Origin of the sequence: Aeromonas sp. s3 (assembly GCF_040907805.1) — a bacterium.
In the GTDB taxonomy this organism is placed as follows: Bacteria; Pseudomonadota; Gammaproteobacteria; order Enterobacterales; family Aeromonadaceae; genus Aeromonas; species Aeromonas dhakensis.
Genome location: NZ_JBFOCQ010000020.1, coordinates 75,507 through 99,874, shown reverse-complemented (window position 1 = coordinate 99,874; position 24,368 = coordinate 75,507). Strand labels below are relative to the sequence as shown.

The window sequence follows — 24,368 nt, the reverse complement described above, 5'->3', positions numbered from 1 at the left end:
GCTGTTGCCTGTTTTTGGTAGCGTAAAGAGCCGAAAAAATGGCGAATAACACCAGGAAAGGCCGAACAATGACAAGGCGCCCCAATGGCGGTCGGAGCCGCCCCTCCATATGGGGATAGCGCAGCCTTGATAACGGCTGAAAGTCCTTGGCTAACAAGGGGTTGATTGGCTACATTGGCGGTTCGACGGCCCATTGCGGGCCCCTGCGGCAACGGGAGGTGCGGATGTTTTCATGGCAACTGGATGACGAGCTGGCGCTGCTGTTCCTGCAGCCCGACATGGCCAGCGAACTCTTTGCCCTCTGTCGGGAGAATCGCGACTACCTGACCCAGTGGCTGCCCTGGCCCCCCTACATTCAGCAACCCGCTGACAGCGCCACCTTCATCCGCCACGCCATCGAGAAATTCGCCCGCGGCGAGGGGCTGACCACCGCCATCGAGTATCAGGGAGAAGTGGTCGGTGTCATCGGTTACAACCAGATCGACAAGGCGCTGGCAAAGGTCAGCATCGGCTACTGGCTGGCCGAGCGCTGGCAGGGCAACGGTATCATCACCCGCGCCTGCCAAGCCCTGATCCATCACGCCTTCGAAGAGATGGGGATGGAGAAGGTGGAGATCAGCGCCGCCATCGACAACGAGCCCAGCCGGGCCGTCTGCGAGCGCCTCGGCATGCAGCAGGAGGGGATCACCCGCCGTGCCGAGCGGCTGGCCGACAGAGTCGTGGATCACGTTCACTACAGCCTGCTGCGCGATGAGTGGCTTGGGCAGAGGGATCACTGATGGCACTGCCACACCTGTGCACGGCCCGCAGCCGGCTCACCGTACTGCCTCCCGAGCGGGCCGATCTGATGCTGGATTTCTATCTGCGCAACCGCGCTCACCTCACCCCCTGGGAGCCCAGCCGGGACGAGAGCTTCTATACCCTGAGCCACTGGCACGGCCGGCTGCGCGACAGCTACGGCCAGTTCTTCAACGGCAGCGGGGTGCACCTGGTAGCGCTCGAGCCGGATGGCGAGCAGGTGATCGCCACCTGCAACTTCACCAACATCCTGATGGGTGCCTTCAAGGCCTGCCACCTGGGTTACGCCATCGACCAGGCCCACCAGGGACAAGGGCTGATGCAGGAAATCGTCGGGGCCGGCATCGACTACCTGTTCCGGGAGCACGGTCTGCACCGCATCATGGCCAGCTACATGCCGGCCAATCAGCGCAGCGGCGCCCTGCTCGAGCGGCTCGGCTTCGAGCGGGAGGGGTACGCCAAAGACTACCTGATGATCAACGGCCGCTGGGAGGATCACATCCTCACCTCCCGTCTCAATCCGGCGCTCTAGCTGGTTCTCTTGCCGGCGAAGACCCCGTCAAAGACGGGGAGCGGACATAAAAAAACGGGTCCGAAGTCACCTTCGGGCCCGTTCTTCAGATGAGGTGCAGGCTTAGTTGGCCTTGGCATCGCTCACTGCGGCTTCTGCCTTGGTGGCTACGTCAGCGGCAGCCTTCTCAACGGTTGCAGTCGCTTCGGAAGCAGCCTTCTCTACGGTAGAGGTGGCTTCGCTAGCGGCTTTCTCAACAGTTGCAGCAACGTCGGCGGCCGGAGTAGCGGCCGGTGCGGCGGCTTCTTCTTTCTGACCACAAGCGGTCAACATCAGACCCAGGATACCGGCTACCAGTACTTTGTTCATGTGCATACCCTCAGAAAAATATGGAGAGATGGTTGGTACAACCATCACAGTGCGTCCTTTCACCCGGTGAAAAACCCATATGCCGGGAGCCAAGAGGCGCGCGAAATATATCCCCATACGCGCCCAATGAAAACGAGTATCACAATGATATTTTCTCGTTGGCTGGATGAAAAGAACTACTACAGCGACAAACATTAATACAAAACACTGTAAACGGCGTGAATTCGTACAATAAAACGCCACAGGCCCCGTGATGGTTGGCAATAAACAGCTATTGCATGGTGCCGGCCATCACGCACAGACCCCGCCTCAGTCAGACAGGATCTGACAAGCCAGCCGCTTACCCTCGCGAGCGCTGTCGCGGGCCAGGTCCAACAGCGCCATCACCGCCAACGCCTCGCCGGCCGGCACCGGGTTCTCCCCCTCCCCACGGATGGCGGCGCAGACGCCGCGATAGTAGGCGCCGTAATCCCCCGCCTCGCCGGCCACGCTCTGCTGCTGCAGCTGACCATCGCGGATCCGGCTGAGCTGGCCGGGTTCGTTGTCAACTCCCCAGTCTGCCGCCGGCGGCCGCTTGCCGAGCTTGAGCTGCTCCTCCTGCACATCCATGCCGAACTTGATAAACGACCCCTCGCTGCCGTGGATGACGAAACGCGGCATGGTGGCCGACACCAGGCAGCTGCCGTGCAGCACGACCCGCATCTCGCCATAGCCCAGCACCACGTGGAAGTAGTCATCCGCCAGGGCAGCGGGGCGCTGCTGGGCCAGATCCGCCTGCAGCCAGTCCGGCTGACCGAACAGCTGGAGCGACTGATCGAGGATGTGGGGGCCGAGATCAAACCAGAGGCCGGAGCCCGGGCCACCCGCCTCGCGCCAGCGCTGGCGCACCTCGGGACGATAGCGATCGAAGTGGGATTCGAACTGGGCAACTTGCCCCAGCGCCCCCTCCGCCAGCAGGCGGCGTACGGTGAGAAAGTCCCCGTCCCAGCGCCGGTTATGGAAGATGCTGAGCAGTCGCTGCTGCTTCTGCGCCAGCTCCACCAGCGCCTTCGCCTCCGCCAGGTCCAGGGCGAACGGCTTGTCGATCACCACGTGCTTGCCCGCCAGCAGCGCCTCGCGGGCGATGGGGGCATGGGTGTCGTTGGGAGTGGCGATCACCACCAGATCGACCAAGGGGTCCGCCAGCACCTCGGCCAGCGAACCGACCCGGCTGCCGGGCAGATCGCTCTGCACCCTGGCGGCATCGCGGCTCACCACCCAGCCGAGGGAGAGCCCGGGCGTGCTGGTCAGAAACGGGGCGTGAAAGGTTTGGCCTGCAAAGCCATAACCCACCAGGGCGGCATTGATTGTGTGGCTCATCCGGTTTTCTCCACGGGTAGCTGTGTCATGAGATGCAGGCGAACCTTTGGCCTGCCAAAAGAGAAGGGGGCCCAAGGCCCCCTGAGTGTGCCCATCAGAGCACAGGATTTATTGCAAACACAAGCGCCGGCCCTGGCGGGTCATCAGCACCAGCAGCGGGGGCAGCAACAGCCACATGTGCAGCGCCAGCTGGTTCAGCGGGTCATGCATCAGCGCGCCGATAAAGCCCACCAACGCACCGGAGCCACTCATCTGGAACAGGCCGAGCAGGGCGGCGGCGGTACCGGCGCAGTGACCGAATGGTGCCAGCGCCATGCCGGCGGCAGAGCCCAGGATCATGGCAAAGCCGATGCTGGAGAGGAACACCGGGCCCATCATGGCCAGCGGATGATCGATGTGCATCGACAGGCTCAGGGAGATGGCGGAGAGCAGCAGCACCAGCAGACCGATGCGCAGGGTGCGTCTTGGCCCCACTCTGGCGATGAAACGGGGCGCCAGGAAGCAGGCCAGGATGTTGAGCGCCGCGTTAGCCGCAAACCAGTAGCTGAAGCCGCTCATGTCCAGCCCCAGCCGCACCATCAGTTGCACCGGCGCCGCGGTGACATAGGCCAGGATCACCGCCATCGCCAGCATGCACAGCGTCGCGTTGAACAGGAAGCTCGGGGAGCGCAGCACCGGGCTGTAGCGCGACCAGCTGATGAGCGGGCCGCCGCTGCGGGTCTCTTCCGGACGGGTTTCCGGCATCCGCCACAGCAGCCAGCTGCCAACCACGACGGCGTATCCGGCCATAAACCAGAAGTTGGCCGACCAGCCCGCCTTGGCGGTGAGCCAGCCACCGAGCAGGGGGGCCAGCGCCGGAATGAAACAGATGGCACCGTTCAGGTAGGAGATCATCTGACCGCTCTTCTTGGGGCCGTAGCTGTCACGCACCACCGAGAAGGCGGCCACCGAGGTGGCACAGGCGCCGAGGCCCTGCAGCACCCGCGCCAGCATCAGCTCGCCGAGGCTGGCGGCAAAACCGGCACCCAGGGCGCTCAGACCGTAGAGCAGCACGCCGCCGAGGGCGATGGGCTTGCGGCCGTAGCGGTCGGCCAGCGGCCCCACCAACAGTTGCCCCAGTCCCATGCTGAACAGGAACCAGGTAATGGTGCCCTGCATCAGGGTCACCTCGGCGCCCAGCTGCTCGGCCATCTGCGGAATGGCGGGCAGGTAGATGTCGATGGCCAGCGGACTGAACAGCACCAGGAGTACAAGCAGAAGAATCAATGGCATCAGTCACCTCGTGGCATGGGGAAATGGATTGGGGCGCGAGTCTACTGACTCACAGTAATGAATTGAAATGGTATTTAATCACTTCTGTTATTCCATTCAGGAAACATTCATTTTATCCACATCTTGCCATGACCCCGGCGAGGGTGATCCAGGGCAATTGGCGCTTTTCCTGGGCGCCAGCCCCGCATAGAATGCGCAGATTATTTTTGCGGAGGTGCTCGATGAACAAGCTTGTCCTGGCAACAGGGAACCAGAAAAAGGTGAAAGAATTGGCCGCCATGCTGGCCGATATGAAGATCCAGGTGATCCCACAGAGCGAGTTTGCGGTCTCCGATGCCGACGAGACCGGCACCACCTTCGTCGAGAATGCCATCATCAAGGCCCGCCACGCCGCCCGCGTCACCGGCCTGCCGGCGGTTGCCGACGACTCCGGCCTGGAAGTGGATCTGCTGCACGGCCGCCCCGGCGTCTACTCCGCCCGTTTTGCCGGCGCCGGTGCCAGCGACAAGGAGAACATCGACAAGCTGCTGGGCGAGCTGAAAGGGGCCCCCGAGTATCTCAAGAGCGCCCGCTTCTGGTGCGTGCTGGTCTACATGCGCCACGCCGACGATCCTACCCCCATCATCTGCCAGGCCAGCTGGGAGGGGATGATCATCGACGAGCCGCGCGGTCAGCACGGCTTTGGTTATGACCCTGTGTTCTTCGTGCCCGATCACGACTGCACCTCGGCCCAGATGCCGGCCGAGCTCAAGAACCAGCTCAGCCATCGCGGCCAGGCGCTGGCCAAGCTGAAAGCGGCCCTGGCGGCGGTCAACTAAAGCGCTGTCTCCCGCCGCGTTGTCATCTACAATGGGGGCCGTCGGCCCCCGTTTCGTTCGCGGCGCCCCGGCCCGTTGTCATCGACGACAAGGGCAACCCGACCCCTTTTGATTGTTGAATACTGGAAACCCCATGCTGCAACTGCCGCCCCTCTCCCTCTATATCCACGTGCCCTGGTGTGTCCAGAAGTGCCCCTACTGCGACTTCAACTCCCACGCCCAGAAGGGGGAGCTGCCCCACCTCGAGTATGTGGCGGCCCTGCTGGAGGATCTGGAGCAAGACCTGCACTGGGCTCAGGGGCGCTCCCTCTCCTCCATCTTTATCGGCGGCGGCACGCCGAGTCTGCTCTCCGTGGAAGCCATGCAAGCGCTGCTGGACGGGGTGCGCGCACGTATCGAACTCACTGCGGACTGCGAGATCACCATGGAGGCCAACCCGGGCACGGTGGAGGCGGACAAGTTCGCCGGCTTCCAGCGGGCCGGCATCAACCGCATCTCCATCGGGGTGCAGAGCTTCCAGCAGGAGAAGCTGACCCGCCTCGGCCGCATCCATGGCCCGGAAGAGGCGCGCAAGGCCGCCGAACTGGCTCACGCCATCAAGCTGCCCACCTTCAACCTGGATCTGATGCACGGCCTGCCGGATCAGAGCCTGGAGGACGCACTCTATGACCTGCAGCAGGCCATCGACTGCGCGCCGCCGCATCTCTCCTGGTATCAGCTCACCATAGAGCCGAACACGGCGTTTGCCTCCAAGCCGCCCACCTTGCCGGAAGATGACACCCTGTGGGAGATCTACGAGCAGGGCCACGCCATGCTGACCGCCCAGGGCTATCAGCAGTACGAGATCTCGGCCTACGCCAAGGCGGGGTATCAGTGCCGCCACAACCTCAACTACTGGCGCTTCGGCGACTATCTGGGGATCGGCTGCGGCGCCCACGGCAAGGTGACCGATGTGGTCAACGGCCAGATCCTGCGCACCGCCAAGGTGAAGCACCCTAAGGGGTATCTGGACCCGAGCCGCCCCTATCTGGACGAACAGTGGCAGGTGAGCGCGGACGATCTGCCGCTCGAGTACTTCATGAACCGGTTCAGATTGTTTGAACCGGCCCCCAAGGCGGAGTTCGAGGCCTGCACCGGCCTTGAATTGGAGCGGGTAGAAACCATGCTGACCATCGCCCAGAGCAAGGAGCTAATCGAGGATCTCGGCGACAGCTGGCAGCTCACCCCCCTCGGCCATCGCTATCTCAACGTGCTGCTCGAGCTCTTTATGGACGAGTGAATACGGGTTCACTCTCTTGCGGCAAGAGAGTGAATCAGCACCAACGAATAGAAAAACAATCAGGGCGCCATTGGCGCCCTGATTGTTTTGGTTTCAAGAACCTGTTCACGGTCTGTCGCGAGAGGCTGTCAGCAAGGTGAAGAGCAGCGCAGGAACCGGAGTGTGTAAGTACACATGAGCCTTGATCACAGCCTCGCAGCAAGATCGTGGACAGGTTCCAAAACAGGAACCCGCTCAGCAGCAGACGCTTACCATCTGCTGTTGGCCGGGCTCCCACCGCTTGCCGTGCTTGGCCTTGCGCTGATAGCTGCCCTTGCCCTTCTTGCTCGGTTCGACCCGGGCCTGGAACAGGGGGGAGGTCACCAGTGCCTTGAGGTGGTTGTCCTGAATGATGCCGCGCAGATGTTCGCAGGCGGGCTCGATGGTGACCCGGGTCACCTTCTTCTTGGCCATATGGGCTCCTTGATGGGGTTGTCGTGTTTGCCTATCGCCCCTGTCAGCTTATTTGGGAGGGCAGGCGGCGAAAAACGCGCCGATTGTGCGCCTCTCTCGGCCCGCCTGCAAGAGTGCTGGCGGGATCCTCAGGCCGGTTGATAGACAACCCGCACCAGCCCGCTCGGCAGCACGGTACTGGACACAGGCTTCAGTGCGCCGGGCAGGGATCCTGCAAAGAGCGGCGCCCCGCGTCCCAGAGTGACCGGCACCCAGAACAGGATCAGCTCGTCCACCAGGGCCCCCTGCAGACCCTGCCTCACCAGCTCGCCGCCATCCAGGTAGAGGTGGCGGCTGCCCGCCTGCCACAGCTCGTCCAGCACCTGCGCCAGCGCCCCCTGCCGAAAGGAGACATGCTCACGGGGAGCGGCGGGCCTGTGGGTCAATACCACCACCGGCTTGTCACCATAGAACCATTCGGGAAAGGCGCTCACAATGTCATAGGTGTTGCGCCCCATCAGCAGGGTATCAACACTCGCCATCAGCGCGCCGTAGCCGGTCTCTTCCTGAGAGTCGCCGTTGTAGGGGTCAAGCCAGGCCAGATCGCCCCCCTCTCCCGCAATGAAGCCGTCGAGGGAGAGGGCGAGAAAGGCGGATACCCGGGGCCGGTGCTGCTCAGTGCTCATGGTCGTGATGCTCGTGGCGGGAGGGAGCACCGGATTCCAGCGTCTCGAGGATGGCGCAGTGCTCCGCCGAGCGCGGGCCACCGCAGCAGATGTTGGAGAGCTCCCGCAGGTTGTCGCGAAAACGGGTCAACTCGATGATCTTCTGCTCCACCTGTTCGAGCTTGGTGTCGGCCACCGCCTTCACCTCCTGGCAGGTGACCTTGGCCTTGTTGGTATCGAGATCCAGCAGCTCGCCGATGTCGGCCAGCGAGAACCCCACCGACTTGGCGCGGATGATGAACTCCAGCCGCCGCTTGTCCTGCTCGCCATAGAGGCGATAGCCGGACTCGTTGCGAATGCCCGGCGAGATGAGACCGTTTTTCTCGTAAAAGCGCAGAGTATCCGCCTTCACCCCGCACGCCTTGGCCAGCTCCCCGATCCGATACATGCCTTTCTCCCTCCCAAATGAGTCAAGAACCACAACCGGCACCCACTATCGCCCCTTTGCCGGACGATTGCCAGTCGGCAGCGGGAAAGAGGACGCGGCCACCCTTTTGCCATCAAGAGACTGAAAAGACAAACGTTTCACAAAAAAACCACCAGAAAACGTTTAACACCGCACCAGACAAGGCTTTGTCACTTTAAAAAATCCACCACGGGTCACATTTTTTGTGTAGAATACGCGCCCACAAGAGAGCGACGCGTCAAGCGGGTATTTCCTAAAACGCTTTTGCCTGGCGGCAGGTTTCAGGCGAGAGCGGTTTGCGAAATCCCCCACTTCCATTTATTTGGGGACTCTCTGTGTTGAGCCTCGCCTCCCATGGAACGGTCCCCGTTATGCTGAGGACGATAGTGTGATGGAACAAGCTCGACCCATTCGCCGTGCACTGCTGAGTGTGTCTGACAAGACTGGCATCGTGGAATTTGCCAAGGCACTCAACGAGCGCGGCGTGGCCCTGCTCTCCACCGGTGGTACCGCCAAGCTGCTGGCCGAGGCGGGTCTGCCGGTGACCGAGGTCTCCGACTACACCGGATTCCCCGAGATGATGGACGGCCGGGTCAAGACCCTGCATCCCAAGGTCCACGGCGGCATTCTCGGCCGTCGCGAGCAAGACGACGCCATCATGGCTCAGCACCACATCTCCCCCATCGACATGGTCGTGGTCAACCTCTATCCCTTCGCTGCCACCGTGGCCAAGCCCGATTGCACCCTGGCCGATGCGGTCGAGAACATCGACATCGGCGGGCCGACCATGGTTCGCTCCGCCGCCAAGAACCACAAAGATGTGGCCATCGTGGTCAAGGCTGCCGACTATGACCGCGTCATCCGCGAGATGGATGGCAACGGCAACAGCCTGAAACTGGCCACCCGCTTCGATCTGGCCATCGCCGCCTTCGAACACACCGCAGCCTACGACGGCATGATCGCCAACTACTTCGGCACTATGGTTCCCTCTTACGGTGACAACAAGGAAGGTGACGAGGAGTCCTGCTTCCCGCGCACCTTCAACAGCCAGTTCATCAAGAAGCAGGACATGCGCTACGGCGAGAACAGCCACCAGGCCGCCGCCTTCTATGCCGAAGAGCAGGCCGCACCGGGCTCGGTGGCAAGCGCCATCCAGCTGCAGGGCAAGGCCCTCTCCTACAACAACATCGCCGACACCGACGCGGCGCTGGAGTGCGTCAAGGAGTTCGACCAGCCGGCCTGCGTCATCGTCAAGCACGCCAACCCGTGCGGCGTGGCCATCGGCAGCGACCTGCTGAGCGCCTACGAGCGCGCCTGGCAAACCGACCCCACCTCCGCCTTTGGCGGCATCATCGCCTTCAACCGTGAACTGGATGGCGCCACCGCCAAGGCCATCGTCGAGCGTCAGTTCGTCGAGGTGATCATCGCCCCCACCGTGAGCCAGGAGGCTCGCGACGCGGTCGCCGCCAAGCAGAACGTGCGGCTGCTCGAGTGCGGCCAATGGACCGCGCCGGCACAAGGCTTTGACTTCAAGCGCGTCAACGGCGGCCTGCTGGTGCAGGAGCGCGACCTTGGCATGGTGACCCTGGGGGATCTGACCGTGGTCAGCAAGCGCCAGCCCACCGAGGCCGAACTGAACGACCTGCTGTTCTGCTGGAAAGTGGCCAAGTTCGTCAAATCCAACGCCATCGTCTATGCCAAAGACGGCCAGACCATCGGCGTCGGCGCCGGCCAGATGAGCCGCGTCTACTCGGCCAAGATTGCCGGCATCAAGGCCGAGGATGAAGGGCTGACCGTGGCGGGCTCCGTCATGGCCTCCGACGCCTTCTTCCCGTTCCGCGATGGCATCGACGCCGCGGCCGCCGCCGGCATCTCCTGCGTCATCCAGCCCGGTGGCTCGATGCGCGATCAGGAGGTGATCGACGCCGCCGACGAACACGGCATGTGCATGCTGTTCACCAACATGCGCCACTTCCGTCACTGATGGATCAGGGCCGCCGCCGGCGGCCCTTTTGTTGTCTCTTTTCACCTGGCTATTTTCACCGGCGCAGGCCCTAGGCCCGCCCGTGACCACGAATAGAAGCGAGCGATACGATGAAAGTACTGATCATTGGCAACGGCGGCCGTGAACACGCCCTGGCCTGGAAGGCCAAGCAATCTCCCCTGGTGACCCGGGTCTTCGTCGCCCCCGGCAATGCCGGCACCGCCCACGAAGGGAGCATCGAGAACGTGGCCATCTCGGCTACCGACATCCCGGCCCTGCTGGCGTTTGCCAAGGAGCAGCGCATCGGTCTGACCATCGTCGGGCCGGAAGCACCGCTGGTGAAAGGGGTGGTCAATGCATTCCGCGCCGAAGGGCTGGCCATCTTCGGCCCGACCGCCGCCGCCGCCCAGCTGGAGGGCTCCAAGGCCTTTGCCAAGGATTTTCTGGCCCGTCACGCCATCCCGACCGCCGAGTACCAGAACTTCACCGAGGTGGAGCCGGCCCTGGCCTACCTGCGCGAGAAGGGCGCGCCCATCGTCATCAAGGCTGACGGCCTGGCCGCCGGCAAGGGGGTCATCGTTGCCATGACCCTGAGCGAGGCCGAAGAGGCAGTACGCGACATGCTCTCCGGCAACGCCTTTGGTGACGCCGGGGCCCGGGTGGTGATCGAGGAGTTCCTCGAGGGGGAAGAGGCGAGCTTCATCGTCATGGTGGACGGCGAGCACGTGCTGCCGATGGCCACCAGTCAGGACCACAAGCGGGTCGGAGATGGCGATACCGGCCTCAACACCGGCGGCATGGGGGCTTACTCCCCGGCCCCCGTGGTCACCGACGAGGTGCATCGCAAGGTGATGGAGCGGGTGATCATGCCGACGGTGCGTGGCATGGCAGCCGAAGGCAACGTCTATACCGGTTTCCTCTACGCCGGTCTGATGATCGATGGCCAGGGCAACCCCAAGGTGATCGAGTTCAACTGCCGCTTCGGCGATCCCGAGACCCAGCCCATCATGCTGCGCATGCGCTCCGATCTGGTGGAGCTCTGCCTGGCGGCCTGTGCCGGCAAGCTGGATCAGGTCGAGGCCATCTATGACACCCGCGTCGCCATCGGCGTGGTGCTGGCCGCCGGCGGTTATCCCGGCGACTACCAGCAGGGCAAGCCCATCAGCGGCCTGCCGGTGGAAGAGGCGAGCGGCGAGAAGGTATTCCACGCCGGCTCCCGCATGGAAGGCGATACCGTGGTCACCGCCGGGGGGCGCGTACTGTGCGCCACGGCTCTCGGCCACACGGTCGCCGAGGCGCAGCAGCGGGCCTATCAGCTGGCCGGGCGCATCAAGTGGGACGGCGTCTTCTACCGCAACGACATCGGCTGGCGCGCCATCGAGCGTGAACAACAGCAGTAATGAACAGGGCCCGCAAGGGCCCTCTCTTTAGCTTGCCCTCGGCCAGCCTGGCAGCATGGATCATATGGCATGGTTCGATTGGCTCAACATCCTCCTTGCATCTCCCCCCTCCCTGTTACCCTTTGTGACAAAAAACAGCAATATTCACAAACAGTTCACGTACTGTCATGGCATCATGCCTGTGATGAATCCAGATAAGGGTTCATAAGAAGCCACATAGAATCGATAAGCATGTCGTTTAAATAAGGAAATCCCATGTTGAAAACTGTACGCCCCCTGTTGCTGCCCCTGATGTTTGGCCTGATGACCCTGCCCGCCATGGCCGGTGAGCTGGAGCAGCCGATGAAGAAGATCGGCTTCAACTACAAGCAGGCGGTCAAGGCCGAGGATGCCGCCACCATGGAGAAGTACATCAACGAGATGAAGGCACAGTTCGACATCGCCAAGCAGAAGAACATGCCGGCCGCCAAGAAAGAGAAGTTCCTGGAAGGCATGAACGAAGTGCAGACCGAACTGGACGCCAGCCTGGCGGCTCTCAAGGCGGGTGACGAAGCCAAGGCGCGCGAGCACCTGGCCAAGGTCAACGACCTGAAGAAGGAGTACCACAAATATGCCAAACAAAAAGGCTGATCCCTTCCACTGGGATAGTCTGGTCCGCCTCACCCACTGGGGTGTGGCGGCCATCTGTGTCGGCAACCTCTGGCTCAACGAGGCGGGCGAGGAGTGGCACGAGCGGCTGGGTTACCTGGCCATCGCCCTGATCAGCCTGCGCCTGGCGTGGGGGCTCTCGTTTGCCAAGGGTCATGCCCGGTTGCGAGCCCTCATCCCAAGCCGGGAAGATTTTCGCCAGCAAGCGGTGGAGCTGCGCGAGCGCACGCCACCGGCCCCCGGCCACCACGGCAGTGGCAAGCTGGCGGTATGGACGCTCTGGCTGCTGATCCTCGCCACCGCCGGCACCGGCTGGTTCCAGAATACCGAGATGGGGTTCGAACTGGGGGCTGACGACTGGCACGTCTGGTGCACCTGGGCCCTGCAGGGGATGATAGCGCTGCACCTGCTGGCCATCCTGCTCACCTCCTGGCGCCAGCGCAGCAATCTGGTGAGGCGCATGTTGCCCGCCCGGCGACGCCCAAGCGCCCCCGAGCAGGCCCCCATCCAGCAGGATCAGGGCTCCTGACCCTGTTTGAGGCGAAACGCCAGCAAGCAAAAAGGCCGCTCATGATGAGCGGCCTTTTTAGGAAATTTGGTGGCCCCTGCCCGACTTGAACGGGCGACCAATCGATTATGAGTCGACTGCTCTAACCAACTGAGCTAAGGGGCCGAAATGTGCTTTTGCGGCGTGGATTATAGGGGATGTCCGTTAGCCAGTCCATAGGCATATCAACCACTTGGCGAGATTTCATCCATATTCAAGCGGTTCCGTGGTTCATCGTCAGCGCCCCATCGCCACGGATAAAACAAAGCCCCGCATGGCGGGGCTTTTTGACAGCGGTTACGGGTTGGACCCGCCCAGGATTACTCGTCCAGGAAGCTGCGCAGTACTTCGGAGCGGCTCGGATGGCGCAGCTTGCGCAGCGCCTTGGCTTCGATCTGACGGATACGCTCACGGGTCACGTCGAACTGCTTGCCCACTTCCTCAAGGGTGTGGTCAGTGTTCATGTCGATACCGAAACGCATGCGCAGTACCTTGGCCTCACGAGCGGTCAGACCGGCCAGCACTTCGCGGGTCGCGTTGCGCAGGCTCTCGCTGGTGGCCGCATCGGCCGGCAGGGCCAGGGTGGTATCTTCGATGAAGTCGCCCAAGTGGGAGTCTTCATCATCACCGATGGGCGTCTCCATGGAGATGGGCTCTTTGGCGATTTTCAGTACCTTGCGGATCTTGTCTTCCGGCATGCCCATGCGCATGGCCAGCTCTTCCGGGTTCGGTTCACGACCCATCTCCTGCAGCATCTGACGGGAGATCCGGTTGAGCTTGTTGATGGTCTCGATCATGTGTACCGGGATACGGATGGTACGGGCCTGATCCGCGATGGAGCGGGTAATGGCCTGACGGATCCACCAGGTTGCATAGGTCGAGAACTTGTAGCCACGACGATATTCGAACTTGTCGACCGCCTTCATCAGACCGATGTTGCCTTCCTGGATCAGATCCAGGAACTGCAGACCGCGGTTGGTGTACTTCTTGGCAATGGAGATAACCAGACGCAGGTTGGCCTCGACCATCTCTTTCTTGGCGCGGCGGGCCTTGGCCTCACCGATGCTCATGCGACGGTTGATGTCCTTGATCTGGGCGATGGACAGACCGGTCTCTTCCTCTATCTGCTGCAGCTTGCCAATGGCGCGCAGCACGTCTTCGTCCATCTCCACCAGACGCGGTGACCAGGCCTTGCCGGCCTGCTTCTGGTATTCGAACCAGGCAGTTTCGCACTCGTTGTTGGTGAAGGCCGCGACGAAGGTCTTCTTCGGCATCTTGGCCTGCTCAACGCAGAGTTTCATGATGATACGTTCCTGCACGCGGACCCGCTCCATCATCTCGCGCATGTTGTTGACCAGGCGATCGAACTGCTTGGGCATCAGGCGGAATTGACGGAACACGTCTGCCAGCTGGGAGATGGCATTCTGGGTATCTTCGTGCGCGCGGCCATTCTGCTGAATGGAGAGGCGGGTTACCTCGTACTGGGCGCGCAGCTCACCGAACTTCTCGCGAGCAACTTCCGGATCCGGACCACCGTCGCCATCATCGTCGGAGTCATCCCCATCACCGTCTTCGTCTTCGTCTTCGTCTTCATCCTCGTCAGCCAGATCTTCCTCGCTGAGCTCGGAGCCGATGTGAGTGGCGGTCGGTGCGACGTCGTCGGTCTCATTGGGATCGATGAAGCCGGAGATGATGTCGGACAGGCGCAGCTGTTCGGCTTCATACTTGTCATATTGTTCAAGCAGATAGGTAATCGCTTCCGGGTACTCGGCGACGGAGCTTTGTACCTGGTTGATACCGTCTTCGATCCGCTTGGCGATATCGATTTCGCCTTCGCGGGTCAGCAGTTCGACGGTACCCATTTCCCGCATGTACATGCGGACGGGATCGGTCGTGCGACCAATCTCGGATTCAACAGATGCCAGAGCCTGGGCCGCTGCTTCGGCAGCGTCCTCATCGGCGGTACCACCTTCAGCCATGATAAGATCATCGGCATCCGGGGCGTTCTCCACCACCTGGATACCCATGTCGTTGATCATCTGGATGATGTCTTCGATCTGGTCAGAGTCGACAATGTCTTGCGGGAGGTGATCGTTCACCTCGGCATAGGTCAGGTAGCCCTGTTCTTTACCTTTGGCAACGAGGAGTTTAAGCTGAGACTGCGGGGTTTGCTCCATAGAACTCATCCGGTTGGTGTTGCTAGGTTGCGCGTACAGTGCGCTGCTGCGCAAATAGCCAATTCTAATAGAAAACCGCCAGACATGCTATGTCTGGTTGCGGCGTCGGTCATGAGAAACCCCTGCCCGCAGTATTGTCGGGGCCAGGCGGTTATAAAATGTTTGCTTTTAATCCCGTCCATTCGGGCAACGGTATTCATATTGGGGTTAATCACTCAAATATCAAGCCCCACTCTCATTTCTTTTCTCAATCTGCACCTCTCTGATCAGCATCATCAGCTCCTGAGTTTCCTCAGAGCTTAGCCCTTCCTGCGCCACCTTGGCCTGCAATTCCTCGATGCGCTGCTTCAGGAACAGGTTGATGAAACCGACGAAAGTATCCTGCAATTCTCCCAGAATATCGGGTTCCTGGTCGAGCTTTACCTCTTCAAACAGATCGTGCATCGCCAGCTGGGCCAGGATCTCTCCCTCTTTGGTACCGCGCCAGTGTTCCAGCAGGATACCCGTTGTCACCCCGGGCTGAGTCAGGATCTGCTGATGCAGTTGCAGCAGGAACTGGATCCCCTGCAGACGCAGGCCAGCCAGCTCAGGCATGGCCGGCAGCTCGGCGGTGATCGCCGGATATTGCACCATCAATGCCAATGCCCGGCGCAGTGGTGTCAGCTTGGCCGCCTTGGGCTTGCTCACCTCGGCCTTCGGCTGACTGTTGCGGGCAAACAGTTCGGCGATCCGCTGCTTGTTTTCGCCCCAGCGCATCATGCTGGAGAGCCGGGTGATCAACCCCTCGCGGGTAAAACCTTCCGGCACCCGGCGGATCAGATCCGCGGCCTTGTTGGCCACTTCGAACTTGCCGGCCTCACCGGAAAGAGCCGCATCGCGCCCGAGACGTTCGAACATGAAATCGGCAAACGGCTGAGCCTGGTCGAGCAGCGCTTCGAACCCATCCTTGCCGATCTGGCGCACCAGGGAATCGGGATCCTCCCCATCCGGCAGAAACACGAACTTGAGTTCACGGCCATCCTGCAGATGGGACAGCGCGTTATCCAATGCCCGCCAGGCCGCCTCACGGCCGGCGTTATCGCCGTCGTAGCAGCAGACCACCTCGGCCGTGGTGCGAAACAGGGTATGGATATGGTCGCTGGTGGTCGCGGTTCCCAGCGCAGCCACCGCATAATCGATGTCGTACTGGCCAAGCGCCACCACATCCATATAGCCTTCCACCACCAGGATCCGGCGCGGATCCTTGTGTGCCTGTTTGACCTCATAAAGGCCGAACAACTCCCGCCCTTTGTGGAAGATGGGTGTTTCCGGCGAGTTCAGATACTTGGGCGTCCCCTCCCCCAGCACCCGGCCACCGAAACCGATGACCCGGCCACGCTTGTCACGGATCGGGAACATGATGCGATCGCGAAAGCGATCATAGCTGCCGGGCCCGCTGTCACGAGTGATCAGCATGCCGCCCGAGATGAGCAACTGCTCGTGCTCCCGGCTGGCGCCAAAGCGCCGACGCACCTGATCCCAATCGGCAGGGGCATACCCAATGTTGAATCGCTTGACCACTTCACCGGTCAGACCGCGCCCCTTCAGGTATTCCACCGCCTGCGGCGCGTTCTTGAGATTGCTCTCGTAGAAACGGGCAATCTGGTTCATCAGCTCGAACAGATCCTTGCTGACCGCTGGTTGGCTGCTGCTAGCCCCACCTGTTGTTTGCTCACGGGGGACCTGCATGCCGTGCAGGCTGGCAAGTTCTTCAATGGCATCGGGAAATTCGAGCCCGTCATACTCCATGACAAAGCCGATGGCATTGCCGTGAGCGCCGCAACCAAAGCAGTGATAGAACTGCTTCTCCTGACTGACGGTAAACGAGGGGCTTTTTTCGTTATGAAAAGGGCAGCAAGCCTGGTAGTTCTTACCAGCTTTCTTCAGCCGCACCCGCGAGTCGATCAACTCGACGATATCGGTGCGTACGAGCAGATCATCGATGAAGGATTGTGGGATCCTGCCTGCCATAACCGTCCTGTTTCATTGCATAGAAAATAAAAAAGCCGCGCATTCCCAGGGAAGCACGGCTTCTTTGACCAAACAAGAGAGTTGCCTGTTACGCCAAGCGGGTTTTCACCTGAGCACTGACGGCGCCGACATCGGCACGCCCCTGAATTTTCGGCTTCAAGACAGCCATGACTTTGCCCATGTCAGCCATGACGGCAGCACCACTTTCAGCGATGGCTTGCTCAATCAGTGCGGCAATCTCGGCTGCGGTCAGCTGTTGCGGCAGGAATTCCTGCAACACAACGATTTCGGCGGACTCTCTATCGGCGAGATCCTGGCGACCGGCGGCCTCGAATTGACTGATGGAATCACGGCGCTGTTTGACCATCTTGGTCACCACAGCGAGGATATCCTGATCATCTAGCTCGACACGGGTGTCAACTTCACGCTGCTTGATTTCAGCCATCAACAGACGGATCGCGCCCAGCCGCTGCTTGTCTTTGGCAAGCATGGCGAGCTTTTGCTGATCCTTGAGTTGATCCTTCAGAGACACGGCATGATCCCTTGATTAGTACAGGCGGATACGACGTGCGTTTTCGCGGGACAGCTTCTTGGCGTGACGCTTAACGGCGGACGCTTTGGCACGCTTGCGAATGGTAGTCGGCTTCTCGTAGAACTCACGGCTACGAACTTCGGACAGGATACCGGCTTTTTCGCAAGAACGCTTGAAGCGACGCAGAGCAACGTCAAACGGCTCATTTTCACGGACTTTGATTACTGGCATGTGCCTTTCACCTCAGTGATAAATTGTTAGCTGACCTTCAATCGATCAGCATGTCTTAAAATGGTGCGAAATTATACTCTGGACAGGGAATGAAAGTAAACCCGCAGAGATCGCTCTGGTTTAAAAAACCCGCGAAGGTTACCATAGCCGTCTCATTTTAGCAGTGAAATTTTTTAGCAATGCGTGTATTGGGCATAGAGACATCCTGTGACGAAACCGGGATCGCGATCTTCGACGATCAAAAAGGGATCCTTTCCCACCAGTTATACAGCCAGGTCAAGCTGCATGCGGACTACGGCGGCGTCGTTCCCGAGCTGGCCAGCCGGGACCATGTGCGCAAGACGATCCCCTTGATCCAGGCGGCGTTGCAAGAGGCCGGACTGGGCAAGGATGACATCGACGGCATCGCCTATACCGCGGGCCCGGGTCTGGTTGGCGCCATCCTGGTGGGGGCCACCATAGGCCGCTCGCTGGCGATGGCATGGAACAAACCGGCCATCGCCGTGCACCACATGGAAGGCCACCTGCTGGCGCCCATGCTGGAAGAGAAGGCCCCCGAGTTCCCTTTTGTGGCGCTCTTGGTCTCCGGCGGCCACTCCATGCTAGTGCGGGTCGACGGTATCGGCAGCTATCAGCTGCTGGGTGAGTCTATCGACGATGCCGCCGGCGAGGCGTTTGACAAGACCGCCAAGCTGATGGGTCTGGACTATCCCGGTGGTCCGCTGCTCTCCCGCTTGGCGGAGAAAGGTCTCAAGGGCCGCTTCACCTTCCCGCGTCCCATGACCGACCGCCCCGGGCTCGACATGAGCTTCTCCGGCCTCAAAACCTTTGCCGCCAACACCATCGCCGCCAATGGCGACGACGAGCAGACCCGTGCCGACATCGCCCGGGCGTTTGAGGATGCGGTGGTCGATACGCTGGCCATCAAGTGTCGCCGCGCTCTGAAGGAGACCGGTCTCAATCGCCTGGTGGTGGCCGGCGGCGTCAGCGCCAACCGTCACCTGCGCGCCCAGCTGGCCGAGCTGATGGAGAGCCTCAAGGGGGAAGTGTTCTACCCACGTACCGAATATTGCACCGACAACGGCGCCATGATCGCCTATGCCGGCATGCAGCGCCTGAAAGCGGGCGTGTTCGAGCCGCTGGCCGTGAAGGCCGTGCCGCGCTGGCCGCTGGATACGCTGGATCCGGTTTGATCCTGTGGATCCAGTCGACATGAAAAAGGGGCCATGGGCCCCTTTTTGTTTTGCCTGGTAAGCATCTTCGCTCACTCGCAGCCATTAGTTGGTGCGGAACAGCGCCTCGATGGAGAGCCCCTGCCCCAGCAGGATCTCCCGCAGACGGCGCAGTCCCTCCACCTGGATCTGGCGCACCCGCTCCCGGGTAAGGCCAATCTCGGCCCCCACGTCCTCCAGGGTCGCCGGCTCATAGCCGAGCAGACCGAAGCGACGGGCCAGCACCTCACGCTGCTTGGGATTCAGCTCTTCCAGCCAGTGCACTATGCTGGCGCGCATGTCGTCATCCTGGGACTCCAGCTCCGGGCCCATGCCGCGCTCATCAGAGAGCACATCCAGCAGCGCCTTGTCGCGATCGCCACCAATTGGGGTATCGACCGAGGTGATCTTCTCGTTGAGCTTGAGCATGCGGTTCACATCATCCACCGAGCGATCGAGCGCCTGGGCAATGTCCTCGGCGGTCGGTTCATGATCGAGGCGATGAGAGAGTTCGCGCGCGGTGCGCAGGTAAACGTTTAACTCCTTGACCACATGAATGGGCAGACGAATGGTACGGGTCTGGTTCATGATGGCCCGCTCTATGGTCTGGCGGATCCACCAGGTGGCATAGGTGGAGAAGCGAAAGCCGCGCTCCGGATCGAATTTTTCGACCGCGCGGATGAGACCGAGGTTGCCCTCTTCGATGAGATCCAGCAGCACCAGACCGCGGTTGTTGTAACGACGGGCGATCTTGACTACCAGTCGCAGGTTGGACTCGATCATGCGCTTGCGGGCGGCTTTGTCACCCCGCAAGGCACGGCGAGCATAATAGACTTCCTCTTCAGCCGTGAGCAGGGGGGAGAAGCCAATCTCCCCGAGATAGAGCTGGGTGGCATCCATCACCTTGTTCAGTTCAGGTGCCATCAGCTCATCGGAAATCGTCTCTTCGGCCTCGGCCGCAACTTCCTGTATCTCTTCTTCTTCCTGACTCTCCAGCTCTTCGTCGAACTCTAACTCTGCATCCTGCATTACCAGTTGTTCTTGGCTCATGGCGTGTCTCCCTGACCTGCACCAGAGTAAGACTTAACTCTCTGGGTCTAACGCTTTGGCAAATGGCTCATCGGGTTGATCGACTTGCCTCTGTACCGGATTTCAAAGTGCAATCGCACATCCGGCGCGTCCGTGCTACCCATGTTGGCAATGACAGATCCGCCCTGCACCGAATCCCCTTCCTTGACCCGCAGCTCATCGTTGTGAGCGTAGGCTGAAAGGTAGTCATCATCGTGCTTGAGGATGATCAGCTTGCCATAACCCCTTAGTGCGCTACCCGCATAGACGACCTTACCGCCGCTCGCCGCGTAGATGGGTTGCCCCTTCTGGCCAGCGATATCTATGCCCTTGTTCCCCTGTTCTGCAACAGAGAAACCCTCGACGATCCGGCCTTTGGTCGGCCAGTGCCAAGAGAGTCTCGACTGAGGCTTATTGTCGTTTTTTTGTTCTTTTGCCTGAGCGTATTCTTTTGAAGATGGCTGAGCAACGGTTTTTTGTTTGATGAATGGAGTGGTCGTACCTGACGTCGCCGGCGCCAGGGGTTTGGGGCCACTGTTCTGGCTGACCACAGGAGCGGTCACCGGCGAAGTCGCCGCCACCATCTGGCCACTGCTCGCCCCGGAGGACTGCACGTTCAGCACCTGCCCCACCTGAAGGGCAAAGGGGGCTCTCAGATTGTTGTTCTGGGCCAGGGTCTGATTCGACATGCCGAACTGGCGACCAATGCTGCTCAGGGTATCACCGGGTCGAACCTGATAGGTGCCCGCGCTGCGTGCCACCGCCATGGTGCTGCCGGAGGCGTCGAGCCGGATCTGCTGACCCGGATAGATGTTGTAGGGGGGACTGATGCCATTGAGGCTGGCCAGCGAGGGCACGTCATTGCCCGAGTTGAAGGCGATGGAGTAGAGCGTATCCCCTTTCTTCACCGTGTAGCTGTTGCCCTGAATGGTGGGCTGGGCCGCCATCTGGCGCGCCGGAATGGTGGAAACAAGACCGTCATTGCCCAGTCCCTGGACGGGGGCGGCGGTCTTGCTGGAAGCGCAAGCAAGCAACAGCCATGACAACACGACGACACTGCTTCCTTGCCAAATACGCGAACGCATAGTGGATCCTCAACGACTAAACCAGAAATAGGCCACGACGGCCAAACCAATACAGAGCCAACCCAGCACATCCACATAGTGCATCAGCTTGCGCTCCATCTTTTCGCCACCCCAGCGCATCAGACCCGCCACCAGGAAAAAGCGCATGCCACGCCCGATCAGCGAGGTCACGATGAAGGGCAGCAGTGCCATTTGCAGCAGACCGGCCGTGACGGTAAACACCTTGTAGGGGATCGGCGTGAAGCTGGCAATAAAAATCACCCAGATACCCCACTGCTGAAACCACTGTTCGGCCACGGCAATCTTGTCCTCATAGCCGACCGACACAACCAGCGGTTGGACGACAGGCTCCCACAGGGCATAGCCGAGCAGGTAACCCACCAGGGCGCCCAGTACTGAAAACAGGGTGGCGAGCGCGGCATAGTGCCAGGCCCGCCGGGGTTTGCCGAGCGCCATGGGGGCCAGCATCACATCCACCGGGATGGGCCAGAACACCGACTCGATGAAGGCGGTGATCGCCAGATACCAGGGGGCATACTTGTGGCGCGCCCACTGCATCACCAGCACATAGAGGCGGGAAAACAACTTCACTCGACATCTCCGTCAATCAGGGGAACAAAACGGACCGGCTCCAGGATCCGGCTGGTGAGCTGGGAGCCCGACCGCTCGATCAGCTGCAGGGTCTGCTGACTATCCCCCACTGGCAACACCAGCCGGCCACCGTCGGCCAGCTGATCGGTGAGGGCCGTTGGCACCTCGCTGGCGGCGGCCGTGACCAGAATGGCGTCAAACGGTCCTTTATTGGGCCAGCCCAGCCAGCCATTGCCGTGCTTGGCGGAGACATTGTGCAGATCGAGCTGACGCAGCCGGCGCCGGGCCTGAAACTGCAGCGACTTGATCCGCTCCACCGTGTAGACGTGCTCCACCAGATGAGCCAGCACCGCAGTCTGATAACCCGAACCTGTGCCAATCTCCAACACGTGGGCCGGATTGTTCTGGATCAGCAGTTCGGTCATGCGCGCCACCATGTAGGGTTGCGAGATGGTCTGGCCGTGACCGATGGGCAGGGCCGTATTGTCCCAGGCCTTGTGGGCCATGGCTTCATCCACGAACAGCTGGCGCGGCACCTTGGCAATCGCCGCGAGTACGCGGAAATCGCGAATGTCCTGCGCGATCAGCTGGTTTAACAGGCGCTGTACTATCACACCTTCATCCCTGCAGGTCCAACCAAGCCCCCAGCCCCGCCAGACTGCTGTAGGCAGTCATATCGATGGTCAGGGGGGTGATCGAGACGTAGCCCTGCTCGATGGCGGAGAAATCCGTGCCTTCTCCCGCATCTTGCTGGCTGCCGGGGGGGCCGATCCAGTAGATGGGCTGACCGCGGGGATCCTCGGTGCAGATCACCGACTCCGCCCGGTGGCGGTTGCCAAGGCGCGTCACCCTGATCCCCTTGATCTGGTCGAGGGGCAGGTCGGGCACATTGACGTTGAGGATCTGATCGGCAGGCAACGGGTGCACCATCATGCCTTTCACCAGCAGGGCCGCGTAGTGGGCCGCCGTGGCGAAATGGGTCTTGCCTACCAGCGAGATGGCCAGCGAGGGGAATCCAAGGTGGCGCCCCTCGGTCGCGGCCGCCACCGTGCCCGAGTAGATGACGTCATCCCCCAGGTTGGCACCGTGGTTGATGCCGGCCACCACCATGTCGGGTTCCGGACGCACCAGCTCGTTGACGGCCAGGTGTACGCAATCGGTCGGCGTTCCCTTCACCGCATGATATCCGGTTTCGGCGATGCGGGTGACCCGCAGCGGTACTTCCAGCGTCAGGGAGTGACTCGCCCCGCTGCGATTGCGATCCGGCGCCACCACGATGACCTCGCCGCAGGCGGCCAGCGCCTCGCTGAGAGCACGGATCCCCTCGGCATGCACACCGTCGTCATTACTGACCAGAATTCTCATCGGATTGATTCCTGAAACCATGATCGGCCTCTTCGGCCTGCATTAACTCGCGCACCACGCTGGTGGCAAACGCCCCGGCCGGCAGGAAGAACGACAGGGTCAGCACAGCCCCTTCCAGCTGCCAGCTCATGGCCTGCGGCTTGAGCAGCAAGGGACGGCGATCCTGATCCAGCCCCGCCTTCTCCAGCCCCTCGCACCAATCGCTATAGGGTGCCAGCACCGCCTGCTCGAACTCGGCGGCGGCGCCCTGGCTGGCAGAGCGACCACGCCCCCACTGGGGCGCGGTGAGCTGCACGTCGCCGGAGGCGAGACGCGCCTCCAGCTCGGGCGTCACGCTCTCTTCGCTGAAGATGGAGTGGCTGCCTTTGAGCATCACGCAGTCGCCAGCCAGCAGCTGATGGGCCAGCCCCTGCTCGATGCGGGCGCTGACGATAGCGTTGAACAGCATGCTGCGAGCGGCGGAAAGGTAGAGGGAGCGCTTGTTGCGATCCTTGATCCGCTTGCCAGCGAACATCGCCTTGGCCGCCTCCAGATTGTTGCCACCGCGGCCGAAACGCTGCTCGCCGTAGTAGTTGGGCACGCCCTGATCGGCGATGGCCTGCAGGCGGGATTCCAGTCCCTCGGCATGTTCCAGCGCGGTGAGGCGCAGGGTGAAGTGGTTGCCCTTGAGATAGCCGACCCGCAGCTTCTTGTTGTGGCGTTTCACCTGCAGGATCCGGATGCTGTCGCTCTCGATGACCGAGAGGTCCGGTTCTGCCTTGCCCGGCAAGTGGATACCGAACCACTGTTCGGTCACCGCGTGGCGATCTTTCAGCCCGGCCCAGGTCACCGCATTGCGGGCAACCCCGGCCGCATCGGCCAGCAGGCCCGCCACCCAGGCGGTGTTCTCGCCGGTTTTGCGCACCTGGACGAAGATGTGCTCACCCTCGCCGCAGGGGTCAAACCCGAGATCTTCATTGACCACGAAGTCGGCGGCTTGCGCCTTGAGGATGCCACGGGCAGTGGGCGCCCCGTGCAGGTAGGCCAGTTGTTCGAGCATTATTGTTTCACCAGTAAGACGACGGCTTCGGTGGCGATCCCTTCCTTGCGCCCCGTGAATCCAAGCTGTTCGGTGGTCGTCGCCTTGACGTTCACCCGGTTCAAATCACATTGCAGATCGGCGGCCAGCACGGCACACATGGCGTCGATGTGGGGCGCCATCTTGGGCGCCTGGGCGATGATGGTCACATCCAGATTGCCGATGGCATAACCCGCCTTCTGCACCCGCGCAAACACGTCACGCAACAGGATGCGGCTGTCGATGCCCTTGAATTCGGCCGCGGTATCGGGGAAATGGCGGCCGATGTCGCCGGCGCCGATGGCCCCCAGCAGGGCATCGCTCACCGCATGCAGCACCACATCACCATCGGAGTGAGCCAGCAGGCCCTGTTCATACGGCACCGCCACCCCGCCCAGCATGCAGGGGCCAACCCCGCCAAACTTGTGTACATCAAAACCATGTCCAATCCGGATCATGCCAGCTCCTCTATGGGTGAATCGGGTCGCGCCGG

General features: G+C 61.4%; 26 protein-coding genes and 1 tRNA gene. 9 read left to right on the top strand and 18 right to left on the bottom strand.

Going from position 1 to position 24,368, the window contains the following annotated elements:
- Positions 1-224 precede the first annotated feature (224 nt).
- A complete protein-coding gene (locus AB5Y98_RS10620; RefSeq protein WP_017764725.1) occupies positions 225-779 on the top strand; it encodes a GNAT family N-acetyltransferase in 555 nt (184 codons plus the stop codon).
- Complete coding sequence (rimJ, locus tag AB5Y98_RS10615) at positions 779-1,330, top strand: ribosomal protein S5-alanine N-acetyltransferase (RefSeq protein ID WP_126881197.1); 552 nt, start codon at positions 779-781, stop codon at positions 1,328-1,330. Before AB5Y98_RS10620 ends, rimJ begins: the two co-directional genes overlap by 1 nt.
- A gap of 102 nt (positions 1,331-1,432) precedes the next feature.
- Here rimJ and AB5Y98_RS10610 read toward each other — a convergent pair whose 3' ends face one another.
- The 3 genes from AB5Y98_RS10610 to AB5Y98_RS10600 all read right to left on the bottom strand — a co-directional run bounded on the left by AB5Y98_RS10610 (position 1,433) and on the right by AB5Y98_RS10600 (position 4,309).
- Positions 1,433-1,678, bottom strand: coding sequence for a hypothetical protein (locus AB5Y98_RS10610; protein ID WP_005309486.1), 246 nt, complete (start codon positions 1,676-1,678; stop codon positions 1,433-1,435).
- A gap of 309 nt (positions 1,679-1,987) precedes the next feature.
- On the bottom strand, positions 1,988-3,037 hold the full coding sequence (locus AB5Y98_RS10605; protein ID WP_117402259.1) for an oxidoreductase: 1,050 nt from the start codon (positions 3,035-3,037) through the stop codon (positions 1,988-1,990).
- Positions 3,038-3,145: 108 nt separating this feature from the next.
- On the bottom strand, positions 3,146-4,309 hold the full coding sequence (locus AB5Y98_RS10600) for a multidrug effflux MFS transporter (protein WP_162519019.1): 1,164 nt from the start codon (positions 4,307-4,309) through the stop codon (positions 3,146-3,148).
- A gap of 221 nt (positions 4,310-4,530) precedes the next feature.
- Between AB5Y98_RS10600 and rdgB the strand changes: the two genes are divergently transcribed.
- A complete protein-coding gene (gene rdgB, locus AB5Y98_RS10595; RefSeq protein ID WP_005309479.1) occupies positions 4,531-5,127 on the top strand; it encodes an RdgB/HAM1 family non-canonical purine NTP pyrophosphatase in 597 nt (198 codons plus the stop codon).
- 133 nt (positions 5,128-5,260) lie between these two features.
- Entirely contained in the window at positions 5,261-6,406 is a 1,146-nt protein-coding gene (gene hemW, locus AB5Y98_RS10590; protein ID WP_368231870.1) for a radical SAM family heme chaperone HemW, read from the top strand.
- Positions 6,407-6,640: 234 nt separating this feature from the next.
- On the opposite strand, the gene AB5Y98_RS10585 is transcribed toward hemW, so the two are convergent.
- The 3 genes from AB5Y98_RS10585 to zntR form a co-directional block, all read right to left on the bottom strand.
- On the bottom strand, positions 6,641-6,859 hold the full coding sequence (locus AB5Y98_RS10585; RefSeq protein ID WP_010635004.1) for an alternative ribosome-rescue factor A: 219 nt from the start codon (positions 6,857-6,859) through the stop codon (positions 6,641-6,643).
- A gap of 128 nt (positions 6,860-6,987) precedes the next feature.
- Positions 6,988-7,524, bottom strand: coding sequence for a dihydrofolate reductase family protein (locus AB5Y98_RS10580; protein ID WP_368231869.1), 537 nt, complete (start codon positions 7,522-7,524; stop codon positions 6,988-6,990).
- A complete protein-coding gene (gene zntR / locus AB5Y98_RS10575; RefSeq protein WP_024941406.1) occupies positions 7,514-7,951 on the bottom strand; it encodes a Zn(2+)-responsive transcriptional regulator in 438 nt (145 codons plus the stop codon). The genes AB5Y98_RS10580 and zntR overlap by 11 nt, the downstream gene beginning before the upstream one ends.
- A gap of 409 nt (positions 7,952-8,360) precedes the next feature.
- Between zntR and purH the strand changes: the two genes are divergently transcribed.
- The 4 genes from purH to AB5Y98_RS10555 all read left to right on the top strand — a co-directional run bounded on the left by purH (position 8,361) and on the right by AB5Y98_RS10555 (position 12,530).
- Positions 8,361-9,953: a bifunctional phosphoribosylaminoimidazolecarboxamide formyltransferase/IMP cyclohydrolase gene (gene purH / locus AB5Y98_RS10570; RefSeq protein ID WP_019839822.1), complete on the top strand. Its 1,593-nt coding sequence runs from the start codon at positions 8,361-8,363 to the stop codon at positions 9,951-9,953.
- A 110-nt stretch (positions 9,954-10,063) separates the two neighbouring features.
- Positions 10,064-11,353 (top strand): phosphoribosylamine--glycine ligase, encoded by a 1,290-nt coding sequence (gene purD / locus AB5Y98_RS10565; protein WP_054544158.1) that lies wholly within the window; start codon positions 10,064-10,066, stop codon positions 11,351-11,353.
- A 255-nt stretch (positions 11,354-11,608) separates the two neighbouring features.
- On the top strand, positions 11,609-11,983 hold the full coding sequence (locus AB5Y98_RS10560; RefSeq protein ID WP_005309462.1) for a cytochrome b562: 375 nt from the start codon (positions 11,609-11,611) through the stop codon (positions 11,981-11,983).
- Positions 11,964-12,530, top strand: coding sequence for a cytochrome b/b6 domain-containing protein (locus AB5Y98_RS10555; protein WP_054544157.1), 567 nt, complete (start codon positions 11,964-11,966; stop codon positions 12,528-12,530). Before AB5Y98_RS10560 ends, AB5Y98_RS10555 begins: the two co-directional genes overlap by 20 nt.
- Positions 12,531-12,597: 67 nt before the next feature.
- Here the strand turns inward: AB5Y98_RS10555 and AB5Y98_RS10550 are convergent.
- From AB5Y98_RS10550 to rpsU, 5 genes are all read right to left on the bottom strand, one after another.
- Positions 12,598-12,674, bottom strand: a tRNA-Ile gene (locus tag AB5Y98_RS10550).
- Between the two features lie 194 nt (positions 12,675-12,868).
- Positions 12,869-14,764 carry an RNA polymerase sigma factor RpoD gene (gene rpoD, locus AB5Y98_RS10545; protein ID WP_322111590.1) on the bottom strand — a complete coding sequence of 632 codons (1,896 nt, stop codon included), beginning with the start codon at positions 14,762-14,764 and terminating at the stop codon, positions 12,869-12,871.
- Positions 14,765-14,947: 183 nt separating this feature from the next.
- On the bottom strand, positions 14,948-16,735 hold the full coding sequence (gene dnaG / locus AB5Y98_RS10540) for a DNA primase (RefSeq protein WP_206866453.1): 1,788 nt from the start codon (positions 16,733-16,735) through the stop codon (positions 14,948-14,950).
- Between the two features lie 88 nt (positions 16,736-16,823).
- On the bottom strand, positions 16,824-17,267 hold the full coding sequence (locus AB5Y98_RS10535; RefSeq protein WP_336291432.1) for a GatB/YqeY domain-containing protein: 444 nt from the start codon (positions 17,265-17,267) through the stop codon (positions 16,824-16,826).
- A gap of 15 nt (positions 17,268-17,282) precedes the next feature.
- Positions 17,283-17,498 carry a 30S ribosomal protein S21 gene (gene rpsU / locus AB5Y98_RS10530; protein WP_005309452.1) on the bottom strand — a complete coding sequence of 72 codons (216 nt, stop codon included), beginning with the start codon at positions 17,496-17,498 and terminating at the stop codon, positions 17,283-17,285.
- Between the two features lie 179 nt (positions 17,499-17,677).
- On the opposite strand from rpsU, the gene tsaD reads away from it, so the two are divergent.
- Positions 17,678-18,691 (top strand): tRNA (adenosine(37)-N6)-threonylcarbamoyltransferase complex transferase subunit TsaD, encoded by a 1,014-nt coding sequence (tsaD, locus tag AB5Y98_RS10525; RefSeq protein ID WP_010635011.1) that lies wholly within the window; start codon positions 17,678-17,680, stop codon positions 18,689-18,691.
- An 84-nt stretch (positions 18,692-18,775) separates the two neighbouring features.
- Here tsaD and rpoS read toward each other — a convergent pair whose 3' ends face one another.
- From rpoS to ispF, 7 genes are read right to left on the bottom strand one after another with little or no spacing between them, the layout of a single operon-like run.
- Entirely contained in the window at positions 18,776-19,759 is a 984-nt protein-coding gene (rpoS, locus tag AB5Y98_RS10520) for an RNA polymerase sigma factor RpoS (protein WP_005309444.1), read from the bottom strand.
- Positions 19,760-19,806: 47 nt separating this feature from the next.
- On the bottom strand, positions 19,807-20,862 hold the full coding sequence (locus AB5Y98_RS10515; protein WP_065017329.1) for a peptidoglycan DD-metalloendopeptidase family protein: 1,056 nt from the start codon (positions 20,860-20,862) through the stop codon (positions 19,807-19,809).
- 9 nt (positions 20,863-20,871) lie between these two features.
- A complete protein-coding gene (locus AB5Y98_RS10510) occupies positions 20,872-21,453 on the bottom strand; it encodes a YqaA family protein (RefSeq protein ID WP_025202186.1) in 582 nt (193 codons plus the stop codon).
- Positions 21,450-22,067, bottom strand: a complete 618-nt coding sequence (locus tag AB5Y98_RS10505; protein WP_005309437.1) for a protein-L-isoaspartate(D-aspartate) O-methyltransferase — start codon at positions 22,065-22,067, stop codon at positions 21,450-21,452. The genes AB5Y98_RS10510 and AB5Y98_RS10505 overlap by 4 nt, the downstream gene beginning before the upstream one ends.
- Positions 22,068-22,071: 4 nt before the next feature.
- Entirely contained in the window at positions 22,072-22,818 is a 747-nt protein-coding gene (surE, locus tag AB5Y98_RS10500; RefSeq protein ID WP_017764739.1) for a 5'/3'-nucleotidase SurE, read from the bottom strand.
- The gene (gene truD / locus AB5Y98_RS10495; protein WP_336290041.1) at positions 22,799-23,857 is read right to left on the bottom strand and encodes a tRNA pseudouridine(13) synthase TruD; all 1,059 of its coding nucleotides are present in this window, start codon (positions 23,855-23,857) and stop codon (positions 22,799-22,801) included. The genes surE and truD overlap by 20 nt, the downstream gene beginning before the upstream one ends.
- The gene (ispF, locus tag AB5Y98_RS10490; protein WP_005309431.1) at positions 23,857-24,333 is read right to left on the bottom strand and encodes a 2-C-methyl-D-erythritol 2,4-cyclodiphosphate synthase; all 477 of its coding nucleotides are present in this window, start codon (positions 24,331-24,333) and stop codon (positions 23,857-23,859) included. The genes truD and ispF overlap by 1 nt, the downstream gene beginning before the upstream one ends.
- Positions 24,334-24,368: the final 35 nt, after the last annotated feature.